The 20,772-nt window shown below is 35.4% G+C and carries 17 protein-coding genes; 12 read left to right on the plus strand and 5 right to left on the minus strand.

What is annotated here, in order from left to right:
- Nucleotides 1-99 precede the first annotated feature (99 nt).
- Nucleotides 100-1,047 carry a hypothetical protein gene (locus ACWA1F_RS07865; RefSeq protein ID WP_456893033.1) on the plus strand — a complete coding sequence of 316 codons (948 nt, stop codon included), beginning with the start codon at nt 100-102 and terminating at the stop codon, nt 1,045-1,047.
- A 23-nt stretch (nt 1,048-1,070) separates the two neighbouring features.
- On the opposite strand, the gene ACWA1F_RS07870 is transcribed toward ACWA1F_RS07865, so the two are convergent.
- Nucleotides 1,071-2,105 (minus strand): SDR family NAD(P)-dependent oxidoreductase, encoded by a 1,035-nt coding sequence (locus tag ACWA1F_RS07870; RefSeq protein ID WP_456893035.1) that lies wholly within the window; start codon nt 2,103-2,105, stop codon nt 1,071-1,073.
- 259 nt (nt 2,106-2,364) lie between these two features.
- Between ACWA1F_RS07870 and ACWA1F_RS07875 the strand changes: the two genes are divergently transcribed.
- From ACWA1F_RS07875 to ACWA1F_RS07890, 4 genes are read left to right on the plus strand one after another with little or no spacing between them, the layout of a single operon-like run.
- Nucleotides 2,365-3,369 carry an SDR family oxidoreductase gene (locus tag ACWA1F_RS07875; protein WP_456893037.1) on the plus strand — a complete coding sequence of 335 codons (1,005 nt, stop codon included), beginning with the start codon at nt 2,365-2,367 and terminating at the stop codon, nt 3,367-3,369.
- A 20-nt stretch (nt 3,370-3,389) separates the two neighbouring features.
- Nucleotides 3,390-3,581 (plus strand): DUF2188 domain-containing protein, encoded by a 192-nt coding sequence (locus ACWA1F_RS07880; protein WP_456893039.1) that lies wholly within the window; start codon nt 3,390-3,392, stop codon nt 3,579-3,581.
- A gap of 2 nt (nt 3,582-3,583) precedes the next feature.
- A complete protein-coding gene (locus tag ACWA1F_RS07885; protein ID WP_456893041.1) occupies nt 3,584-3,826 on the plus strand; it encodes a hypothetical protein in 243 nt (80 codons plus the stop codon).
- A 43-nt stretch (nt 3,827-3,869) separates the two neighbouring features.
- Entirely contained in the window at nt 3,870-4,241 is a 372-nt protein-coding gene (locus tag ACWA1F_RS07890; RefSeq protein ID WP_456893043.1) for a hypothetical protein, read from the plus strand.
- Between the two features lie 101 nt (nt 4,242-4,342).
- Here ACWA1F_RS07890 and ACWA1F_RS07895 read toward each other — a convergent pair whose 3' ends face one another.
- Together ACWA1F_RS07895 and ACWA1F_RS07900 are read right to left on the minus strand one after the other, a co-directional pair.
- Nucleotides 4,343-4,780 carry a hypothetical protein gene (locus tag ACWA1F_RS07895; RefSeq protein WP_306155442.1) on the minus strand — a complete coding sequence of 146 codons (438 nt, stop codon included), beginning with the start codon at nt 4,778-4,780 and terminating at the stop codon, nt 4,343-4,345.
- Between the two features lie 171 nt (nt 4,781-4,951).
- The gene (locus tag ACWA1F_RS07900) at nt 4,952-5,242 is read right to left on the minus strand and encodes a hypothetical protein (protein ID WP_456893045.1); all 291 of its coding nucleotides are present in this window, start codon (nt 5,240-5,242) and stop codon (nt 4,952-4,954) included.
- A 250-nt stretch (nt 5,243-5,492) separates the two neighbouring features.
- On the opposite strand from ACWA1F_RS07900, the gene ACWA1F_RS07905 reads away from it, so the two are divergent.
- The 3 genes from ACWA1F_RS07905 (at nt 5,493) to ACWA1F_RS07915 (ending at nt 9,350) form a co-directional block, all read left to right on the plus strand.
- Nucleotides 5,493-6,173: an SRPBCC family protein gene (locus ACWA1F_RS07905; RefSeq protein WP_456893047.1), complete on the plus strand. Its 681-nt coding sequence runs from the start codon at nt 5,493-5,495 to the stop codon at nt 6,171-6,173.
- Nucleotides 6,174-6,353: 180 nt separating this feature from the next.
- The gene (locus ACWA1F_RS07910) at nt 6,354-7,010 is read left to right on the plus strand and encodes a DUF6766 family protein (RefSeq protein ID WP_456893049.1); all 657 of its coding nucleotides are present in this window, start codon (nt 6,354-6,356) and stop codon (nt 7,008-7,010) included.
- 159 nt (nt 7,011-7,169) lie between these two features.
- Nucleotides 7,170-9,350, plus strand: coding sequence for a hypothetical protein (locus ACWA1F_RS07915; protein ID WP_456893051.1), 2,181 nt, complete (start codon nt 7,170-7,172; stop codon nt 9,348-9,350).
- Between the two features lie 61 nt (nt 9,351-9,411).
- On the opposite strand, the gene ACWA1F_RS07920 is transcribed toward ACWA1F_RS07915, so the two are convergent.
- Complete coding sequence (locus tag ACWA1F_RS07920; RefSeq protein ID WP_456893053.1) at nt 9,412-10,581, minus strand: zinc-dependent alcohol dehydrogenase; 1,170 nt, start codon at nt 10,579-10,581, stop codon at nt 9,412-9,414.
- A 197-nt stretch (nt 10,582-10,778) separates the two neighbouring features.
- Between ACWA1F_RS07920 and ACWA1F_RS07925 the strand changes: the two genes are divergently transcribed.
- Both ACWA1F_RS07925 and ACWA1F_RS07930 read left to right on the plus strand, forming a co-directional pair.
- On the plus strand, nt 10,779-10,952 hold the full coding sequence (locus ACWA1F_RS07925; RefSeq protein ID WP_456893055.1) for a hypothetical protein: 174 nt from the start codon (nt 10,779-10,781) through the stop codon (nt 10,950-10,952).
- A 164-nt stretch (nt 10,953-11,116) separates the two neighbouring features.
- Nucleotides 11,117-14,380 carry a CheR family methyltransferase gene (locus ACWA1F_RS07930; protein ID WP_456893056.1) on the plus strand — a complete coding sequence of 1,088 codons (3,264 nt, stop codon included), beginning with the start codon at nt 11,117-11,119 and terminating at the stop codon, nt 14,378-14,380.
- A 362-nt stretch (nt 14,381-14,742) separates the two neighbouring features.
- On the opposite strand, the gene ACWA1F_RS07935 is transcribed toward ACWA1F_RS07930, so the two are convergent.
- Nucleotides 14,743-15,003, minus strand: coding sequence for a hypothetical protein (locus tag ACWA1F_RS07935; RefSeq protein WP_306155460.1), 261 nt, complete (start codon nt 15,001-15,003; stop codon nt 14,743-14,745).
- 136 nt (nt 15,004-15,139) lie between these two features.
- Between ACWA1F_RS07935 and ACWA1F_RS07940 the strand changes: the two genes are divergently transcribed.
- A complete protein-coding gene (locus tag ACWA1F_RS07940) occupies nt 15,140-18,400 on the plus strand; it encodes a CheR family methyltransferase (protein ID WP_456893058.1) in 3,261 nt (1,086 codons plus the stop codon).
- Nucleotides 18,401-18,619: 219 nt separating this feature from the next.
- On the plus strand, nt 18,620-20,764 hold the full coding sequence (locus ACWA1F_RS07945; RefSeq protein WP_456893060.1) for a catalase: 2,145 nt from the start codon (nt 18,620-18,622) through the stop codon (nt 20,762-20,764).
- Nucleotides 20,765-20,772: the final 8 nt, after the last annotated feature.

Raw genomic sequence — 20,772 nt, forward strand, 5'->3', positions numbered from 1 at the left:
CTGAAAGCATCATTCTTTCAGACCATTTTAAATTATTAGAAATTACTTTCTCAGATCTAGAGATTTGAAACTTAAAATGAACTAACCTTTCTAAATGTGATGCGAAAAATTTTACATATTCTGATTCTGCTGTTTTCGTGTGTATGTTTTCCACAGAAATACGATGCAAAAGTCGTATTTGCCATAGAAACGTATGCTTACATTCGAGGACAGAATGCTGCGCTTCAGAAAGTGGCGCGAGAGTTTCCGCATCTTAAACCCAAAATATCTGAAACGCAAAAAGACTTAAAAAATGTTTTTGGACGAACTGAAAAAAATCTTAACCAATTTTTTAAAGAAGAACTCAGCCGTTCGCAGATCGATTCGATACAGATACGTATTGATTCACTTCTTAACCAACAGCTTTCAAATCCTATAGAAAAAGAACAGTATGCGCACGATTTTCTTTTAAATGTAAAAAATAGATCACATCACAGCAATCATGCGCTGCTTCCAAAGGGAATTCTTTCGTTTAAATATCACGATGCTCCTCATCAAGAAATTACCGATGGACATGTTGACGTTTTTTCTTCAGAAAATCATCCAAAAGCAGAGAATACTTCTATAAAGATTCCTGTTCCAAAAAGCTGGCTTGCTCAAGAAGCTGAGATGCCAGAAACTATTCAGCAGTTTACTAGTTGTCATGGAAACGGAATGGAAAAAATGCTTATCGTAGTATATGATTTGCCCAAAGAACTACATGGAATCGAACTAAATGAAAAATCTGTTGCCACTTTTCTGTCACCGCAAACTAAATTGATTCGCACAGAAAACATAACTATTGACGACATTCCAGGTTTGATGATCGAAGTTGAGGAATTGATAAATTATCAAAACGAAAATATGAAAATAAGAATGCTGCAGTTCATGTTTTTAGATCAACAGAAATTGTACTGTTTGCAAGGCAGTATTGGACCTACGGATACTGACGAAGATCTTGGCATCCAGATAAAAAAATATGAACCGCTTTTCCGTCTTATTGCTTCTAGAGCAGAACTGGACGATTAAAGCAATTCATCTGCTTTTTGTAACTAATTTTTATTTTTTTTCTTGCTCTTTTTGTATGCTTTCATTCTTTCGTCTGCTCCATCGTCAATACCACTTCCTTCCGGCATTGGCTTATATATAGAACCTTCTGTATTTGGAGTTGAAGGTCCTGTCTCGATCATGTATTTCTCAACCATATTGCCTCCGAGCCGTTCCGAGAAACGAGGAAATACATTAGCGCTAAATGATGAAACCTGAGCCTTCCAACCTACTGGCACTATTTTCTTTGGCCTAAGGGATTTTCTTAGAACAGCATTGACAACTTTTTCAGGCTCATCCATCATAGCCATTTTCGGTTCTACGCCTGTATAATTGGCAGCGTGCTTCCAAATAGGAGTATCAACTGCCCAAGGTTCAATTGTAACCACTTTTATTTTGTCGTAGCCATTAAGTCGCAATTCCTGTGAGAGAGCCAGATCTAAACTTCTTATGCCAGCTTTGGTTGCAGAATAACCACTCTGATAAGCAAGCGGAATCTCTCCCATAACTGATGCTACATTTATGAGCACACCTTCTTTTTGTTGTATAAACTGCTCAACCGCTATTCTGCTGGCATAGAAAAAACCTTTTAAATTAACATCTATCACTCGCATTTGATCCTCAATCGGAACTTCCCAAAACCGACCTATTGCGGTAATTCCAGCCATATTAATCCAAACGTCAATTGTAGAATACTCTTTTAAGGCTACTTCTTTTACTCTTTGCACATCTTCCAGCTTGCTAATATCCATTGTAACAACAACTGCATGACCGCCAGATTTACGTATGGTATCGGCAACTTCTTCTAAGAGGTCTGTTCGTCTCGCCGCAAGCACAACATTGGCTTTGTATTTTCCGAGCTGTTCTGCTATGCCACGTCCCATTCCGCTTGAAGCGCCAATAATAACATAAGTTTTAGCAGAAATTTTTTTCTGACCCAAAGTACCCACTTTCCATGTTGTACAACTTGTCAACAGTACAGAAAACAAAACCAAAGTACAAAGCGATTGTAGTATCTTAAAAATAGTATGGATTTTCATAAGCGTACGATGTTTAATTTTAAACTCTTTCTTGGTTCAGTTCTTACTATGAAAATATTACTTGTTTTTCATTTTTATGTTATATGATTCCATTCATTAGTTTGCAAGATTTCAATTCTTAACATCGTATGGAGAATCTTTAAAACACCTTCCAATAAGGCATATTATATAAAACTGCATTAACAATAATATAAATTACTGATATTCAAGTTCATTAATTTTAAATTCATTAAGAATCAAACCTTTAAATGAATTAATTATGAGTGACAAAAAGAAAATATCCAGACGCACTGCTATAACAGGCATGGGAGCAATTTGTCTCACCACTGCCTTTACCCCTGTTTTAGGTGCCGATTTTAAAATCGATGAAAACGATTCTTCAACAATTCCTGAAGATCCTCAAACCAAATATCCTCGTCCGCCTTTTAAAGAACAAAAACAGCCTTGGCCGGGACTCGTTAGCAAAATGGATCCAAAACCCGACCATGGTGAAAAAAGCTATAAAGGCTCGGGCAGACTTAAAGGCCGTAAAGCACTTATAACTGGAGGCGATTCTGGTATGGGTAGAGCGGCTGCCATTGCTTATTCAAGAGAAGGTGCAGATGTAGCCATAAATTATTATCCTACCGAAGAAGAAGATGCTAAAGAAGTCATCCAGCTTATTAAAGCCGAAGGAAGAAAAGCGGTGGCTATTCCTGGAGATTTGCGAGATGAAAAATTCTGCATTTCATTGGTAGAACAAGCTGTAAAAGCACTTGGAGGTTTAGACATTTTAGTAAACAATGCCGCAAGACAGCAGACACACGATTCTATTCTGGATATTACCTCCGAAGATTTTGATGCTACAATGAAAACCAATATTTATGCTCCGTTTTGGACTATAAAAGCGGCACTTCCGCATCTTAAACCAGGTTCTTCAATCATTGGAACAAGTTCGGTTCAAGCATACGCTCCTACTGAAGATTTATATGATTATGCACAGACCAAAGCGGCAACGACCAATTATATAAAATCACTTGCGAAACAATTGGCTCCAAAAGGAATCAGAGTTAATGGAGTTGCGCCTGGTCCGGTATGGACACCGCTTCAAGTTAGTGGCGGTGCCACGATGGAAAAACTGAAACAATTTGGAGGGCAGACACCTTTGGGCAGACCTGGACAGCCTGTCGAACTGGCTTCTATTTATGTACAGCTGGCTGCTGAAGACGCAAGTTACGCTACTGGACAAATCTACGGTTCAAGCGGCGGTGAAGGAAATCCTTAATCACTTAAAACAATAAAGTCATGCCTTGGTACAATGGAGATTATCCGCCCTCTTACAAAAACCAGCCGAAACCGCTTAGAGAAAAAGCGGTTGAAATAGCTAATGCGCTGCTTTTGGATGGAGCCGAAGAAGGAATTGCAATTGCAACGGGACTTAAACAAGCCCGCGAGCTTTTGAAAAATCATAAAGAGAAAACAACTAAAAAAAATTAGTCATGGAAAATAATCAAAATGAATTAGAAAAGTACGGTAACGAAAATACCAATCAAAATGCAAATAGTGCCTATAGCGGTTCTGGAAGCATGCAGCCTGGAGGCAGTACTGGTGAAGCTGAACGCCTCAATGATTATCCTGAAGAAGAAGCTGATGACAAAACAGCTAAAGACGATACCAGTAAAAACACGGAAGGAAAAAGTATAGAAGAAGCAACAGATCCTTCTAAACTTAGTAAACTTTAAAATATTGTAAATCAATTCTATTAACCCACTAAATTAAATAGTTATGTCAAGACAAGATTATGATAACTACGATCAGGAAGATTTTACTTATCACGCCGCAGATCACTCGGCAAGCGACTCAATAAATTCTGAAACTATGGAGAAAAAAGATCCAGCTATCAATCAGCATGAGGATAGTTCGCAAAGACACAAGTATTCAGAAGATCATTTTGAAAGTGACGACAATACTGTAAATCATCACTCAGAAGAAAATACAAATGACACTTCAGATCCTTTTTTTCAAAAAAACGCTCCAATAGCACAGGATCTTGATGAAGAATTAAAAAATGAAAAGGATGATGATTTTGACAATGATGCCAACAGAAGGACTTTAGATGAAGAAAAAGCAGACGAAGATGATGATGACGATTATTAAATCATTTCTTCTTTTTGAATTTTTAGTACTAAAGTTCCAAAAATAAAACCTGAAAGGAAGTTCTCTTCTTTTCAGGTTTTATTTATAATTGATTCAAATAATTAATCTGCAACGTATTTGTTATTCCAATACAGCATTAATAAAAATGAAACGATAATGCAGGATGCCGTTCCTTCAAAAAACAAAGAAAGACAATAAGAAGTTACAGAAGGTTCTCCTCCAAACATGAAAGCTTCAGATAAAGATTTTACATATTGGTCGCCGCCTTTAGCATAACTGTAAATCATTAGCGCTACAATACTTACTACAACAGCTGTAAAGGAAGTTACCATTGCTGATATAAAGTTTGGAACAAACTCGTTTTTTCCTTCGGCAAGATTCATTTGAAGGGTTCTGTTAACACCATAAAAGATGAAAAGAACATTTAAAAGTCTTAAATAAAATAGATTGGAAAGATTTAAAAGTTCCATTAGAACAAAGAACACTGCAATTCCTGCAAAAATCAAAAAGCCGTTTATTATTTCTTTGGGTAATTTCATAATTGTATTTTTAGTTAAACAAATAATCTTTTGTATTACAAACAATTACAAAATAACTAAACATAAAATAAGTACAATTTTACGATTGTGTTTATTCCTTATAAAATGCCCATTTTTAAAGCAAAAAACTCTCAACACAAAGTCAAGAGTTTTTTTAATTGGTTTGGAATATTATTTAATAGAGTCAGTTTTAATATTCTGGTTCCCTTTTTGAGTAGATCCTGCTGTTCCAGAACCCGTTGATCCCTCACCTGTTGCGCCTGTAGTTCCGTTTTTGCCATTTTCATCTGAATTTAAAGTAGCAGACGAATCTAAAGCTGGACCAATTGTATCTACAGACATATTCATAGTATCTGTTTCTGTACCATTTGGATCTACAGTATTATTTTCATTCTTCTTGCACGAATACACAATTGCTGTTAGCATAAGCAGCATTGCTAATGTCTTCCAAAGCTTTTTCATAATTTAAAATATTTCGGTTTATAATATTTCAAAAATAAAATACTGATTTACAGAATCCTTACATAATTTATTGAAGTATTTACAGAAATCAGAGAATGCAACTTTTTTCATTCATGTAAAATCTGTAAATCAAATAGTTAATCCTGTAAAAAATACTTATGAGACTGTCGGAAATTTGTTAATGAGCTAAAAATCAGCAAAAAATTGATATTTAAATTCTAACAAATTATACTATTTTAAATCAACAGCTATGAACACAACCGTATCAACGAAACAAAATCAGGCATCAAAGCCTTTTTTGAAAAACAATGTATCAACTTTAGAAAGGGTTTTAATGGTAACAAGCGGTGCTTACCTGCTTTACAACGCTTTATCTAAAGAAAATAAAAGTATCACTCAGGCTGGTGCCGGAGGTGCAATGCTTTTAAGAGGAATCTCAGGATATTGTCCTGTATATGATGCCGCAGATCATTTGATGAATGACAAATCTTCAAACGTAAATATTAGAGTTACAAGCGTTATTGATAAACCTGTTGGTGAGGTCTACAATTTCTGGAGAAATCTGGAAAACTTGCCAAAGTTTATGAATCACTTAGATTCTGTACGTACAATAAGCTCTACAATATCAGAGTGGACAGCAAAAGGTCCAGCGGGAATTGGAAAAATATCTTGGAACGCGGAAATTGTCAGAGACGAGAAAAATCAGCTTTTGAGCTGGAATTCTATCGAAGAGTCTTCTATTAAAAATGCTGGAAAGGTAGTTTTTAAATCTAAAGGAAGAGCTACAGAAATCGATGTTACTATTTCTTATCACGCTCCGCTGGGAATTGCCGGTGAAAGTGCTGCCAAACTTTTAAATCCTTATTTTGAAAAAATGGTTAAGGATGATATTTCTAACTTAAAAGTATATCTGGAAACAGGACAAGCATAAAATGTATACTCTCATTTTTTTGTATTTTTTTTTTAGATAAGACGTCTTCATTTATGGAGGCGTTTTTATTTAACCAAATTATGAAACTGATCTTCAATGCAAAACCTATAAAAACGGAAGAAAATCTTATAAAAAACACAACGCTATTTTTTTTGAACTTTGATATAAATAATAAAAACTATGAAGGCATTTTTTAAAAATAATGGTCTGGGTATTTGTTTTTTGACTTTGTTTGTCGCGTCTTTAGCAGGACAAATTTTATTAGGTTTTCGGGAACATAATAAAGAACTTATTGATGAAGGAGCAGCCGTAATATCCTTGGCTTCTTATTTTACCTCTGGACATTTTTTTCAATCGACTTTTGAAAACTGGGAAAGCGAGTTTTTACAAATGGCCTTGTTTGTTGTTTTTACGATTTTCCTAAAACAAAAAGGTTCCTCCGAATCTAAAAAAATTGATGAACCAGAAGAAGTCGACCGCGAACCAGATCCAACCAAAAAGGATGCTCCGTGGCCTGTTAAAAAAGGGGGATTTATACTCAAAATATACAAACACTCTCTTACTATTGCTTTATTAGCACTTTTTATCATATCTTTTATTATCCATTTTTATGGAAGCCTTAAAGACGAAAACGAACAGCTTTTAAGAAAAGGAGAACCATTGGAAACCGTGTCTACTTACATCGAAAATTCAAGATTTTGGTTTGAATCCTTTCAAAATTGGCAAAGCGAATTTCTTTCTGTTTTCACCATCATTATGTTATCAATTTACCTCCGCCAGATTGGCTCTTCACAATCCAAACCCGTAGACGCACCACATATGGAAACTGGAGAGTAATTTTTTACTGGTCAGTGGTCAGGTTTTTAGTGATCAGTTATCTTCTAAATAACTTGATTACTTATAATCTCACCATTGATTACCACAAAAAACTGAACGCTAAAACTCTGAATACTCAACACTACAAATTGAACACTAAAAATCTGAACACTGAACACTATGAACACAATTTCACCATGGACTGCAACAGTGCAAACTGATATAGACAACAGTAAACCGCTGATTACAAAACAGAAATCAGGATATACTTTTGATTTTTACAGCATCAGAGATTCTTTTTGGGTTGTTGCTTTGGGAACAAAAAAAGAACGAATTGCTTTTCGCATGGCGTATGCTTTAAACAGTTTTTTTGAAATTAATTCTATTACCGATTCAGAAAAAGAAATCAATATTAAGCTTCAGACAGAATTAGGAAAATATGAAATCACGTTCGATTTTCCAGAATCAGAATCGCATCTGTTTCATTATAAAACTTCGTTTGAAGCTCATCTTCCGCTTACAATTCCGTTTTGGCCGCGCGACATACTTCTTCTTACACAAAATGGAAATATAGAAACCACAGTTGGAAAAATCCATGTTAAACAAGTCGGCACGAGATCTGGATTGCTGTTTGCAAGTATTACCAAACCGAAAAAGTGTACGCTGTTTTACTTTCAAAACCTTACCGCACTTTCAGACTATTGCGAAGCAACGAAGACAACAGTAAGCGAATCGGTAAACGGAGATTGGCCAGAAATAGGATTTCAGCTCCCACAAGCACTTGAAGAACCGCTTCCAGCTGGAAAAAAATTTATTATTTCTGATGCTTATGTTTTGCTGGGAGACGAAACAAAAGAGGATCCTTCCAAATTGTGCATGGATTATTTAGAAAGTCTGGCACAGATTTACAAACTCATTCCACGTCCCGAAACAGAATATCATGACTGGCTCGAAATTACGCAGAAAACCTTATCGCATTTAGAATACAATAAAGGCTGCTGGACACAAACCAATGGTATTCCGTATCTCAATGCCTATTTATGCGATTACGAAACACCAGCCGAAAGTATGGTGCAATTGGCTGTTTTAACACCGCTTAAAGAATATGAAAAATGGAAGTCTGAAACCTACCGTTTATCTGAAGATTTACGTAGTGGTCTTTCTACTTTTTATGATGAAAAAATAAAAAGCATTACCCGCTGGCTTCCTGCACTTCATAGCAAACTAGATCAATCTGAAGAGCAGAAGAAAGACACGACAATGGATTCTTGGTATCTGCATCATCCGCTAATTAATCTGGCTAGACTTGCTATTTCTGGAGATAAAAATGCCGAAAAACTAGTTTTGGATTCTATTGATTTTGTTATAAAAGCGGCACACCATTTTGAGTATCAATGGCCTGTTTTTTATAACGTTGAAACTTTTGAGGTTATAAAAGAAGAAACTCAACCAGGAAAAGGAGGCGAAAAAGATGTTCCGGGCGCTTATGCTCATTTAATGCTTTTAGTCTATCATTTGACAAAAGAAAAACGCTATTTAAATGAGGCAGAAAAGTCAGCGAAACAGCTTAGCCAGTGTGGATTTGATATTTTCTATCAGGCTAATAATACGGCTTTCTCTGCCAATGCTTTATTAGAACTATATAAAATCACGAATAAAAGAATTTACCTCGAAACGAGTTATATGTGTCTTGCTGGACTCTTCAAAAATGTGCAGCTTTGGGAATGCAATTATGGTTTCGGAAAATTCTATAATAATTTCTTTTCTATTTTTCCTTTAAATGATGCGCCATATACGGCAGCTTACGAAGAAATGGAAGTTTATACCGCGTTAAGAGAATATATCATTCAGGCGAAAGACGTAGATATTCTGCCTGGTCTTAGAATTCTGCTTCCTGAATTTGTAAAATATGCTGTAAACAGAATTCCGTATTATTATCCTTCTATGCTGCCCAAAGAAATGCTTTCAGAAGAGGTCAAAACAGGAGAAATCCAACCTGATTTATATGCACCTCTTGAAGACTTATATGTAGGCTGGGAACAAAGCGGACAAGTTGGTCAGGAAGTTTATGGCGCTGGTGCTGCTTTTGCGGTCGTGCCGAGACAATATTTTAAAGTTGATGATAATCTGATGCTTTTTACAGATTATCCGGTCAGCAGTTTTACAAAGAGAAAAAATGCTGTTTTTCTAAAAATAGACGGCAATGAAGAAATGCAATGCAGTTTAAAAATTATTTTAAAACAAAATATAAAAACACTGCAGGTGTTTCAGAATGACGTACAGCTTTTATATCTCAATAAAAATGCTAAAATGCAGGAATACAAAATTAAGGGAAAAGCTAAGATTAGAATAAACTGGTAATTGTGCAGATAGAAAAATAAAGGCAAAGTTCTTTTTCATGATCAGAACTTTGCCTTTATGATTATTTCCAAGGATCTAAAACTACTTTTACGCAGTTGTCTTCTTTCTTTTTGAAAATGTCATAAGCATGTGCAATTTCTGATAGCGGAAGTCGGTGCGTAATAATATCGTCCAATTTTACTTTTCCCTGAACAACATATTCCAAAAGCTTATCAATATGTTTGTGCGCTGGAGCCTGACCTCCTTTCAAAACAATACCTTTATCAAAAAATTGCCCTAACGGAAAATTATCATAATTAACAGGATATACTCCTAGTACAGATACGATTCCATTTCTTCTTACTGCACTCATACAAGCTTCAAGGACTTTAATCGACCCTTTTTCAAAATTGATGGTAGCTTTAATGCGATCTCCTAAATTTCGGTCTGGCTCAAAACCTACTGCATCAATACAAACATCTGCACCGCGCCCGTTGGTCATGGCTCTAATTTGTTCAATCACTTCTTTTGGACCGTCTTCCCAAAGTAAAGTAACAGAATCTGTAGTCGCTTTTGCCTTGTCTAATCTGTATTGCAGTGTATCTACAATAATAACCAATCCTGCACCGCGAAGCCACGCACTTTTGGCAGCCATAATTCCTACCGGACCAGCTCCAAAAATAGCCACCGTTTCTCCGCCTTTTACCTCTCCCCAATCGACTCCTGTATAACCTGTTGGAAAAATATCGGTCAAGAACAGTACCTGCTCGTCTGATAAATCTTCGGGAACCATTCTCGGCCCATAATTGGCATATGGAACTCGCACATATTGCGCTTGTCCTCCATCATAACCGCCGTACAAATCGGTGTAGCCAAAAAGAGCGCCACCTTTTTGAGTAGCAATGCCACCTTCCGGCCCATAATGCTCTGGATTACTGTGTTCGCAATTTCCTGGAGAATCATGCTCACAGAAAAAACAGTTTCCGCAGGCAATCGGAAAAGGCACTACAACCCTATCGCCTCGTTTTAAGTGTGTAACTGTTGATCCCGTTTCTTCTACGATTCCCATAAACTCATGGCCTAAAACCATGGGACGTGGTTGCGGAAATCCTCCTGAATAAATATGAAGATCAGAACCGCAAATGGCCGTAGAAGTTACTTTTAAAATTATATCGTCTTTTTCTTTTAATATAGGATCGTCGACTGTATCATATTTGATCGAGCCTGGTCCGTGTATCACTGCTGCTTTCATAAATAAATATTTTAAATTACAATCACTAAATAACTATATATTAAAAAGTTATACTTATAATACTTTAATCAATAATTACATAAATCAAACGCTGATCGCAGACCTTAATCCATTAAATCCTGTAAGTTCTGTCTAAAAAAATATAATACTTATAAATACCGATTTTATGAATTTTGTTATAAATCGTATAATCAATTATGGAAACAAAATTTAAGAAAGGACAAAATGTCAAACAGGAGTTTGGCGGTCCAATAATGACGGTAATTGGTTTTGAACCAGAACTTATCGAAAATATTATTACCCAATGGGAAGATGAAGAAGGAACTATTATTACAGGAAAGTTTATGGATTCTGTTCTTATAAAAGCTTGATACTTATATAATCAGCTCAGAAACTAATGAAAAGCCTTTAAGGAAATCGCAAGAATTGAATGAAAAAGTTAAAAATAATAGTATCTTTAAACATATAAATTACAAATTTTAGAGGCATTTTTTATCCCTATATTTGTAATGCATACTTTTTTCAATGCTAATGTATGATCTTGCAAAATAAATTTCAAACCGAAGATATTTCTCAAAATTTAATAATAACGGCTATAGCTGTTTCTACAGGAGATTTAGATGTTTTAAAAAATATAACAGCACAAATACCTAAAGATTCGGATATGGCTTTTGTCATTATTCCGCAGCTATCCTCCTATCCGTCAGCTGAATTAGTTGAAGCAGTAAGTCAAAATGCAAAAATTCCAGTTGCAGAAATTATAAGCGGAATCCATTTTCAGCCAAATACTATTTCTATCGTACCAGAGAATAATTATTTGTCTGCGGAAGATGGAATTTTGAAAATGCAGCATATAACTCGTATTGATAAAATTACGACGCCTATCGATATTTCCTTTGAAGCTTTAGCCAAAATATACAAAGAGTTTTCAATTGGTATTTTGCTTTCGGGAACATCGTTTGACGGCACGCACGGATTAAAGAAAATAAAAGAATTTGGCGGCACTGCCATAGTGCAAAATCCAGAAACTGCTGTGCATAAAACAACGGTTCAAAATGCTATTGAAGCCGATGCGATCGACTTTGCTCTCACTCCAGAAAATATCATACCTCATTTAACAAGCATTCGTAAAAGTTATCTTTATAGTGATGAGGTGGATATTCCTAAAAAAGAAGATGGGGTTCTAAAGCAGATTTTAAATCTTATTTTGCAAAAAACAGGTAATGATTTTCTTCATTATAAAAAACCAACTATTTTAAGGCGCATTAACCGAAGAATGGTGGCTTTAAAAAAAGAAAACATTACTGATTATTACGACATTCTCCGCAATGATAAAAATGAACAGGAATTGTTAGCCAACGATTTAATAATTCCTGTGACTTACTTTTTTAGAGACGAAGATTCTTTCGATTCGCTTTCTAAAACAATTCTGCCTCAATTAATAGAAAACTGTACCGATAATACATTACGTATATGGACAGCAGCGTGTTCAACGGGGGAAGAAGCCTATTCGCTTGCTATAATTATCTGTGAATATTTCTCTCAGCATAACATCAAAGATGTAAAAGTCCAGATTTTTGCTTCAGACATATCAGAGAAATCCATTGCCAAGGCGAGATCTGCCGTTTATTCTGCGCAAGATGTTCGCGATATTTCTGAAACTCGATTAGAAAATTATTTTACCAAGCGCGAAGGGCATTATCATATCAATAAAGTAATTCGCGATATGTGTGTTTTTGCGAGGCACAATTTTATAAAAGATCCGCCTTTTGCTAAAATCGATTTGGTTTCCTGCCGAAATGTGATGATTTATCTCGATTCATTTTTACAGGAAAAAGTGTTGGGTTCTTTTCATTATTCTTTAAAAGAAAAAGGGTTTCTTTTTCTTGGCAAATCAGAATCGGCAAATACGGCTTCTCATTTGTTTGAAACGATTGTCAAACAGGATAAAATTTACGCTAAAAAATTTACTCCTGCCCGTTATGTTCCGCAGCCGTTTAAACCGATTTATAATTCTATAAGCCGCCAGACAGCAGTTCAAAGCGGTGAGGAAATCGATTTTAGAAAAATAGCCGACGATATTCTATTTTCAAAATATACACCGGCTAGTGTTATTATTAATGAACATTTAGAAATTGTTCATTTTCATGGCGATACTTCTCCGTTTTTATTACCTGCACCAGGAAGGCCTAATTTTAATGTTTTAAAAATGGCTCGCGAAGGAATTGCTTTTGAACTTCGCAATGCGATTTCTGAAATTAAAAAAAATAGAGAAAATATACTCCACGAAAACCTTACGGTAAAAGACCAGAATTATCAGGCTTCTTTTGAGATCCTTACGCTTTCTAGTGACCAAGATCATCTTATGATTCTGTTTCATAAATGTCTGCTTCCTGAAACGGATTTGGATGCGAAACCGAACAAAAAAAATGCAGATCAGCTTCGAATTGCTGAACTCGAAAAGGAGTTATCGCAATTGCGTGACGATATCAAAAAGGTTACCGAAGAACAGCAGATTGCTTTTGAGGAACTTCAGACCACAAATGAAGAGCTTTTAAGCAGCTCGGAAGAACTACAGGCGCTTAATGAAGAACTGCAGACTTCAACTGAAGAACTTCAGTCGAATAATCAGGAATTGATGTGCACCAATGATGAACTTTTGGATCGTCAAGAACAGCTGCTTTCCATGCGCGATTATGCAGAATCTATCGTTCAAACTATTCGAGAGCCTTTAATTATTATTGATAAAGATTACACTGTAAAAAGTGCCAATCCAGCTTTTTACAAATATTTTGGCACAACTGATAAAGAGACGGAAGGATTCTCTTTTTTTGAAATTGGAAACTCTCAATGGGATATTCCTGATTTTAAGAATCTAATCTTACAAATGGCAGTTCAAAAACAGGCGATTGAAGATTATAAACTACAGATTTCCTGTCTTGAAACAGATAAGAAAACCTTAATGGTCAATGCCCGTTTGCTTCAAAACACGAAACAGGACGGAATGGTTCTTTTGGCATTTGAAGATATTACAGATTTACTAGAATCAAATGAATTGTTGAACAATAGAAATACAGAATTGCAGGTTTACAACGAGCAGTTAGAAAACTTTACCTCTGCGGCAAGCCATGATTTGCAGGAACCTTTGAATAAAATCTACATGCTTTGCGAGAGGATTTTTGATAAAGAAAAAAGTTTATCAGAAAATGGAAAACACAATCTGCAGCGTGCGATGTATTCGGTAAAAAATATGAGTCAGTTGATTACTGATCTCATCAATTATTCGAGAATAAGTTTTAACGAAAAAAAATCAAAAAAGACCGATTTTACGCTTCTTCTCAAAAAAACGCTCAATGATATCAAAGATTCTATTGAAGAAAAAGAGGCTGTAATTGAACTTGCTATTGAAGAAAACAGCATACACGCCATTAATTTTCAAATACAGCAATTGCTAACGAATTTGATTTTAAATTCAATAAAATACTCTAAAGAAGATGTTGCGCCTCAAATTAAGATTGAATCTGTAAAAGCAACGTCAGAAGATATAACAAAACTAGCAGGAAATCCAGAAATCGAATACGTCAAAATTACTGTCAGCGATAATGGTATCGGAATCGGCAAAGATTTTGAAAATCGCATTTTTGAGCCGTTCTACAGGCTCCATAGTAAAGATGAATATTCAGGAAGCGGTCTAGGACTTACTTTGGTCAAAAAAATTGTTTCCAATCATAATGGTTATATTCAAGTTGATAGCACCGTAGATGTGGGCACTGCTATAAGTATTTTTCTTCCTTCTTAGTACTAGCTTTAGAGTCCCTAGTCCTTAGTCTTTAGTCTTTAGTTCCCAGTCCTTAGTTTTTTAGCAATATCGTTAGCCTAAACTAAGGACTAGGGACTAAGGACTATTGACTAAAAAACTAACAGCAAAATGGGAATTATGAAAATCTTTATCATAAAAATACAAGAAGCTCTCCAAAAGTAAGATTATATTTACTTGAAAAGATATCAAATCAATCTTATAAAAAGATCTATTATAGAGTACTGTAATCAACCTCATAAATAAGTCCGGAGTGTGCATTTACAGTATCTATGACAGCAATTGAAAAAAATCAATAAAGTCTACTTTTTAATAAAAATAGACTTTATTGACGAAAAAATCCATTACGGTCTTGTTCTAATAGAATCTTGACTTTGTGGGGTCTTGTTTACATTTCCAGACTTGACCGTTTTTCCTTTTTTATCAGTACGCTGTCTGTTGATTGTATCTCCCTTTTTAGTAGTGGAGCTTTTTTGTGTTTTTGTAGGATGTTTACTTTTCGTGTGAGTAGTATCCGTACTTTGTTTTTTCTGTGCAGGAGTTTCCTGAGCTGATGCAAATCCGAAAAATAGGATCATACAAAGGCATGCAATTACATTTTTCATAGTTCGATTATTTAATTAATAATTTGATTTTCAAAACAATAACTTTTGTTTGTTGCAAATTTTAAAGTTTTAGAAGTCTGTTTTTTACAACAAACAACATTTTAAATTATAAGATTGCCATAAACCTTGTAAACAAATGAAAACTAATGAAGTAACATCAGAAAAAATTACTCAACATAATTTTCCCGTTGTTGCCGTTGGAGCAGCAGCAAAAGAAATAGACTTACTAAAAAATGTGCTTTCTCATCTCCCATCAGATTCGGGAATGGCTTATATTATTTTTGAAGATTTGTCTTCGCCCCAATCAGAAAATCTTGCAGCGATACTTTCTGCAGATTCAAAAATGCCAGTTGTTGAAATTATTCATGATATTAATATTCAGCCCAACACTATTTATCTTATTCCTGAAAATAATCTCCTAGTTGTAGAAAACGGGACATTACAATTAAAATATACCAACCGAAGCAACAAAACCAACAATTGTTTTGATATCTTTTTTGAAGCAATAGGCGAAACTTATCAGAAATACAGTGTAGGTTTAATGCTCGCTTGGACTCCTTTTGACGGATCTACAGGTCTTAAAAAACTAAAAGAAGCGGGCGGCACTACGGTAGCCGTTGTTTCTAAAGGCGGATTTGTGCAAAATGAAACCACAACGGCCTATATCGATCATTTTGTTTCTCCTCATGAGGTTACAAGCCAATTACGAGACATTCATAAAAGCAAAATTCTTACGCACTCTTATGAAGAAAACGAAGCTATATCAGACGAACAGGAGTTGTTTGAACAAATTGTTTCTATACTGCTACAAAAAACAGGAACCGATTTTCAGCATTATAAACACACAACTTTGCGCCGAAGAATTGCCAAAAGAATGGTGGCTACTAAACAGGAAACTATAGAGCGGTATTTGAATGTATTGAAAAATAATGAAGCTGAGCAAGATTTGCTTTTTAATGATTTATTAATTCCTGTAACGTACTTTTTTCGCGATCAGGAAGCTTTTGACAATTTATGCAAAAATACATTTCCATCACTAATAGATAATATCGCGAGTGGAACAATACGTATCTGGTGCGCCGGATGTTCTACAGGAGAAGAAGCTTATTCTATTGCGATCTGCATTCACGATTATTTGGAGTCTGTAAACAAAACGGCTGTAAAAGTGCAGATTATAGGCTCCGATTTATCTAAAAAATGCATTTCAAAAGCTCGTGCAGGAGTTTATAGTTTACAGGACGTAAAAAATATAAGCGATGCCAGACTCGAAAAATATTTTAATAAAAAAGACAATAGTTTTCATGTAAATAAAGTAATTCGCGATATGTGCATTTTTGCCGTTCATGATGTGACCAAAGATGCTCCTTTTGCAAAAATTGACTTTATTTCCTGCAGAAATGTATTAATATACTTTGATGCAGATTTGCAAAATGATGTCTTGGCGTCGTTTCATTATGCACTTAGAGATAACGGAATTCTTTTTCTGGGAAAATCTGAATGGGCGCATCACGTTCCGCATTTGTTTACAGCAATTGACAAAACTGATAAAATATACTCCCGCAAGAAAGTACCACAGCTTCAGCCTAAAGAAAAATTTCATTCAGAATATCCTGTGAATATTAGCATTAAACAGCCTATTCAGACAGATTCAAATGAAAAAGATTATAAAAAAATCGCTTCAGATATACTTTTAGAGCAGTTTTCTCCTGCGACAGTAGTCATTAATGAAGATTTGGAAATTGTTTATTTTCACGGTGATACCAGCCCATTTTTACAGCCTGCTTCGGGAAAACCAAGTTTTAATATTATAAACATGGTGCGTGACGAACTTAAATTTGAACTGCGCAATTATATTTTGAAAGCCCGAAATGAGAAAAAGAATTTTTCTGGTGAATTTACAGCTATAAAAAATCAATCTTTTATGACCTCTTTTGAGGTAATTTATCTTCCTAATCATCCAGAATTGCTGCTGATTATATTCTGCAGAAAAATCAATAATCTAGATAAAACCGAACGAACGCAAGGCGTAGATCCAGATTATACCAAACAGATTGAAAAAGAATTAACACAGCTTAGAGGCGATTTTAAAAAAGTAACTGAAGAACAGCAGATTTATTTTGAGGAACTTCAGACTGCTAATGAAGAATTATTGAGCAGTACAGAAGAATTGCAAATCATCAATTATCAGCTTGAAAATTCGACTGTCGAACTTCGATCCAACAATGCAGAACTGTCTTGCATTAATGATGAATTGAAAGAACATAGAGAAGAACTGGCTTCTATGCGTAATTTTTATGAATCGATTGTAAAAACCATAAGAGAACCTTTGATTATTATTGATAAAAATTATGTCGTAAAAAGTGCCAATCCCGCTTTCTACGAGTATTTTAAAACAACAGAAGAACATACAGAAGGTTTTTCGATTTTAGAAATCGGAAAGTCACATTGGAATATTCCTGCTTTTAAGGAATCCATATTAAAAAAAACGACACAAAATGAAATTGTAAAAAGTTTAAAATTGCAGTTTGATTTTGATATAATAGGAAAAAAAACAATTTTAATCAATGCCTCGCCTATTGTAAATTCTGCTCCAGCGGGAATGATTTTAATTGCGCTGGAGGACATTACCGAATTGGAGCAGAGCAATGAATCTTTAAAAACAAAAAACGCTGAACTGCAAGCGTACAATAAACAATTAGAGTCTTTTACCTCTGCGGCAAGCGAAAGTCTGCTGGAACCTATCCGTAAAATTTATATGTTTGGAAAAAAGGTTTTAGACAGCGAAAAAACAGTGTCTGAAACAGGAAAATACAATTTGAACCGTCTGTTAAGCTCGGCCAATAATATGAATCAGCTTATTGTAGATGTTATCGAATATTCGAAAATAAATTTTAACAGAAAAGACAAAGACTTTAAAAGAACCGATTTAAATGTGGTACTGAAGAAAACCGTTAATGATCTAAAAACAGTCATAAATGAAAAGAAACCATTAATAAATCTAGAGCCCTTGCCTACTCTTCACGTTATTCCTTTACAAATGCAACAGCTTTTTTCGCATTTAATCATCAATTCTATTAAATATGCAAAAGAAGATGCTGTTTCAGAAATTACAGTTGGAGCAGAAAATGTGGCTCCAGAAGAGATAGTAGATTTTGGAGCTAATCCAGAAGTAAATTATGTAAAGCTATTTGTAAGCGATAATGGCATTGGTTTTAATAAAGATTTTGAAGCGCTCATTTTTAATCCGTTTTATAAACTGCAAAGTAATGACGCACAATACGGCAGCGGACTCGGATTAACTTTGGTACAAAAGATTGTCTATAATCATAAAGGATATATAAAAGTCTGGAGCGAACCCAATAAAGGAACAATAGTGACAATTTATTTGCCTTCGTAACACTATCAAATATAAAAATGAAATCTCCAGCAATGGAGATTTTTTTGTTTTAAAATGTTTGTGGCAATTGTAGAATAATGGTTTAAAATTCTATAAAAACGGCTCAATCTTAAAATTTAAATTTGAAATACCTGATAATTTACAGCCTGCAACTACCTACAAACCTGAAAGATAAGACTGTATTTTATTGTAAAGTTTTTAACTAATTCTAGAAACAACATGAAAAATTTTCAAGACGAAAAACAACGAGATTTATCCATCAATACCTCCGATGGAACAAACAAATTTTTAACCACAGATCAAGGTGTTCGAATTAACGATGATAATAATTCGCTTAAAGCTGGAGACCGCGGACCTTCTTTATTAGAAGATTTTATTTTAAGAGAAAAAATTACGCATTTTGATCACGAAAGAATTCCAGAACGTATTGTACACGCCCGCGGATCTGGAGCGCATGGATTTTTTGAAGTAACAAATCCGATTCCAGAATTGACAAAAGCAGGATTTTTACAGGAAAAAGGACAAATAACGCCTGTTTTTGCTCGATTTTCTACCGTTGCAGGATCACGAGGCTCTACAGATCTTGCTAGAGATGCTCGAGGATTTGCCGTAAAGTTTTATACTCAGGAAGGAATTTATGATTTGGTAGCCAATAATATTCCGGTATTTTTTATTCAAGATGCGGCTAAATTTCCAGATTTAATTCATGCCGTAAAACCAGAACCTCATAACGAAATTCCTCAAGCTGCATCGGCACACGACACTTTTTGGGATTTTATTTCCTTAATGCCAGAATCCATGCACATGATTATGTGGGTCATGTCTGATCGTGCGATACCAAGAAGTTACAGAATGATGGAAGGTTTTGGCGTGCATACTTTTAGACTGGTAAATGCACAGGAAGAATCGGTTTTTGTAAAATTCCATTGGAAACCAAAATTAGGAACACATGCCGTTGCTTGGGACGAAGCGCAGAAAATTTCAGGGAAAAACCCAGATTTTCACAGACAAGATTTATGGGAAGCCATTGAAATGGGAAATTTCCCAGAATGGGAATTAGGCGTTCAGATTATTCCAACAGAAGACGAACATAAATATAATTTTGATCTTTTGGATCCAACCAAAATTGTTCCCGAAGAATTAGTTCCGGTGACTATAGTGGGAAGAATGGTTTTGAATAAAAACCCTGAAAACTTCTTTGCAGAAACAGAACAGATCGCTTTCCATCCAGGACACGTTGTACCAGGAATCGATTTTACCAATGATCCGCTTTTACAGGGACGATTATTTTCGTATACCGATACTCAATTATCAAGATTAGGAAGTCCGAATTTTCATGAAATTCCGATTAACAGAAGCGTTGCGCCAGTTCATAACAATCAGCGTGACGGGCACATGCGTCAGGAAATTAATAAAGGACGTGTAAGTTATCACCCCAATTCACTAGGCGGCGGATGTCCATATCAGGCAAAAATTGCAGAAGGCGGTTTTGCTAGCTTCAACGAACGTGTAGATGCACATAAAGTACGAGCAAGAAGCGAAAGTTTTACGGATCATTTCGGACAGGCAAAACTGTTTTTCAACAGCCAGACACCAGAAGAAAAAAGCCATATTGTAAAAGCATTGCGTTTTGAACTTGGAAAAGTAGAAACAACCGCCATTAGAGTACGAATGCTCGGGCTATTGTCTCAAGTCGATACAGAACTTGCCGAAAAAGTAGCTGCTGGACTTGGCGCTACTGTGCCACCAATTTTAGAAACTCCAATTAACAAAGGTGTTTCTCCAGAAACCGAAGAAGCAGGAACTCAGGAACCGCAGCCAAATACTTCTGAAGTAGAATCTTCGCAGGCGTTAAGCATGGTTAATAATCCAACCAACTCGCCTACTATTGAATCTAGAAAAGTAGCCATTTTAGTTTCTGACGGCGTTTCTGAAGCGTCTGTTATGAATATCAAAAATGCACTCAAAAAAGCAGGTGCCAAAGGCTGTGTTATTGCACCGCACTTAGGTTCTGTTTTAACCGATTCTGATGGGGCGCTTGCTGCAGAGTTTAGTTTCCTTACTGCATCATCGGTATTATTTGATGCTGTTTATGTGCCACATGGTTTAGGCCTAAATGTACTAGCAGAAAATGACGATGTGATGGAATACTTAAATGACGCTTACAAACACTGCAAAGTAATCGGTGCCGATGGAGAAGCTTCTGAAATTATCAGCGGAGCACCATTTGCTTCAAAAATCACCAATGAAGATGAAGGTATAATCCTTACCAGCGAAATCGCTACTGAAGCCTTTGCTCAGGATTTTATAAACGCAATGAGCAAACACCGTTTTTGGCAACGCGAACCAAACTTATACATCTAATATCAAAA

It is taken from the genome of Flavobacterium erigeronis, from assembly GCF_054075165.1.

Coding starts and splice junctions, on each gene's coding strand:
- ACWA1F_RS07920 (WP_456893053.1), bottom strand. CDS start 10,581: ATGAAAGCAGCAGTGATACACGGACCAGGCTCGATCAAATATGATACA.
- ACWA1F_RS07915 (WP_456893051.1), top strand. CDS start 7,170: ATGAACACAATTTCACCATGGACTGCAACAGTGCAAACTGATATAGAC.
- ACWA1F_RS07925 (WP_456893055.1), top strand. CDS start 10,779: ATGGAAACAAAATTTAAGAAAGGACAAAATGTCAAACAGGAGTTTGGC.
- ACWA1F_RS07885 (WP_456893041.1), top strand. CDS start 3,584: ATGGAAAATAATCAAAATGAATTAGAAAAGTACGGTAACGAAAATACC.
- ACWA1F_RS07930 (WP_456893056.1), top strand. CDS start 11,117: ATGATCTTGCAAAATAAATTTCAAACCGAAGATATTTCTCAAAATTTA.
- ACWA1F_RS07940 (WP_456893058.1), top strand. CDS start 15,140: ATGAAAACTAATGAAGTAACATCAGAAAAAATTACTCAACATAATTTT.
- ACWA1F_RS07905 (WP_456893047.1), top strand. CDS start 5,493: ATGAACACAACCGTATCAACGAAACAAAATCAGGCATCAAAGCCTTTT.
- ACWA1F_RS07910 (WP_456893049.1), top strand. CDS start 6,354: ATGAAGGCATTTTTTAAAAATAATGGTCTGGGTATTTGTTTTTTGACT.
- ACWA1F_RS07935 (WP_306155460.1), bottom strand. CDS start 15,003: ATGAAAAATGTAATTGCATGCCTTTGTATGATCCTATTTTTCGGATTT.
- ACWA1F_RS07890 (WP_456893043.1), top strand. CDS start 3,870: ATGTCAAGACAAGATTATGATAACTACGATCAGGAAGATTTTACTTAT.
- ACWA1F_RS07875 (WP_456893037.1), top strand. CDS start 2,365: ATGAGTGACAAAAAGAAAATATCCAGACGCACTGCTATAACAGGCATG.
- ACWA1F_RS07945 (WP_456893060.1), top strand. CDS start 18,620: ATGAAAAATTTTCAAGACGAAAAACAACGAGATTTATCCATCAATACC.
- ACWA1F_RS07880 (WP_456893039.1), top strand. CDS start 3,390: ATGCCTTGGTACAATGGAGATTATCCGCCCTCTTACAAAAACCAGCCG.
- ACWA1F_RS07900 (WP_456893045.1), bottom strand. CDS start 5,242: ATGAAAAAGCTTTGGAAGACATTAGCAATGCTGCTTATGCTAACAGCA.
- ACWA1F_RS07895 (WP_306155442.1), bottom strand. CDS start 4,780: ATGAAATTACCCAAAGAAATAATAAACGGCTTTTTGATTTTTGCAGGA.
- ACWA1F_RS07865 (WP_456893033.1), top strand. CDS start 100: ATGCGAAAAATTTTACATATTCTGATTCTGCTGTTTTCGTGTGTATGT.
- ACWA1F_RS07870 (WP_456893035.1), bottom strand. CDS start 2,105: ATGAAAATCCATACTATTTTTAAGATACTACAATCGCTTTGTACTTTG.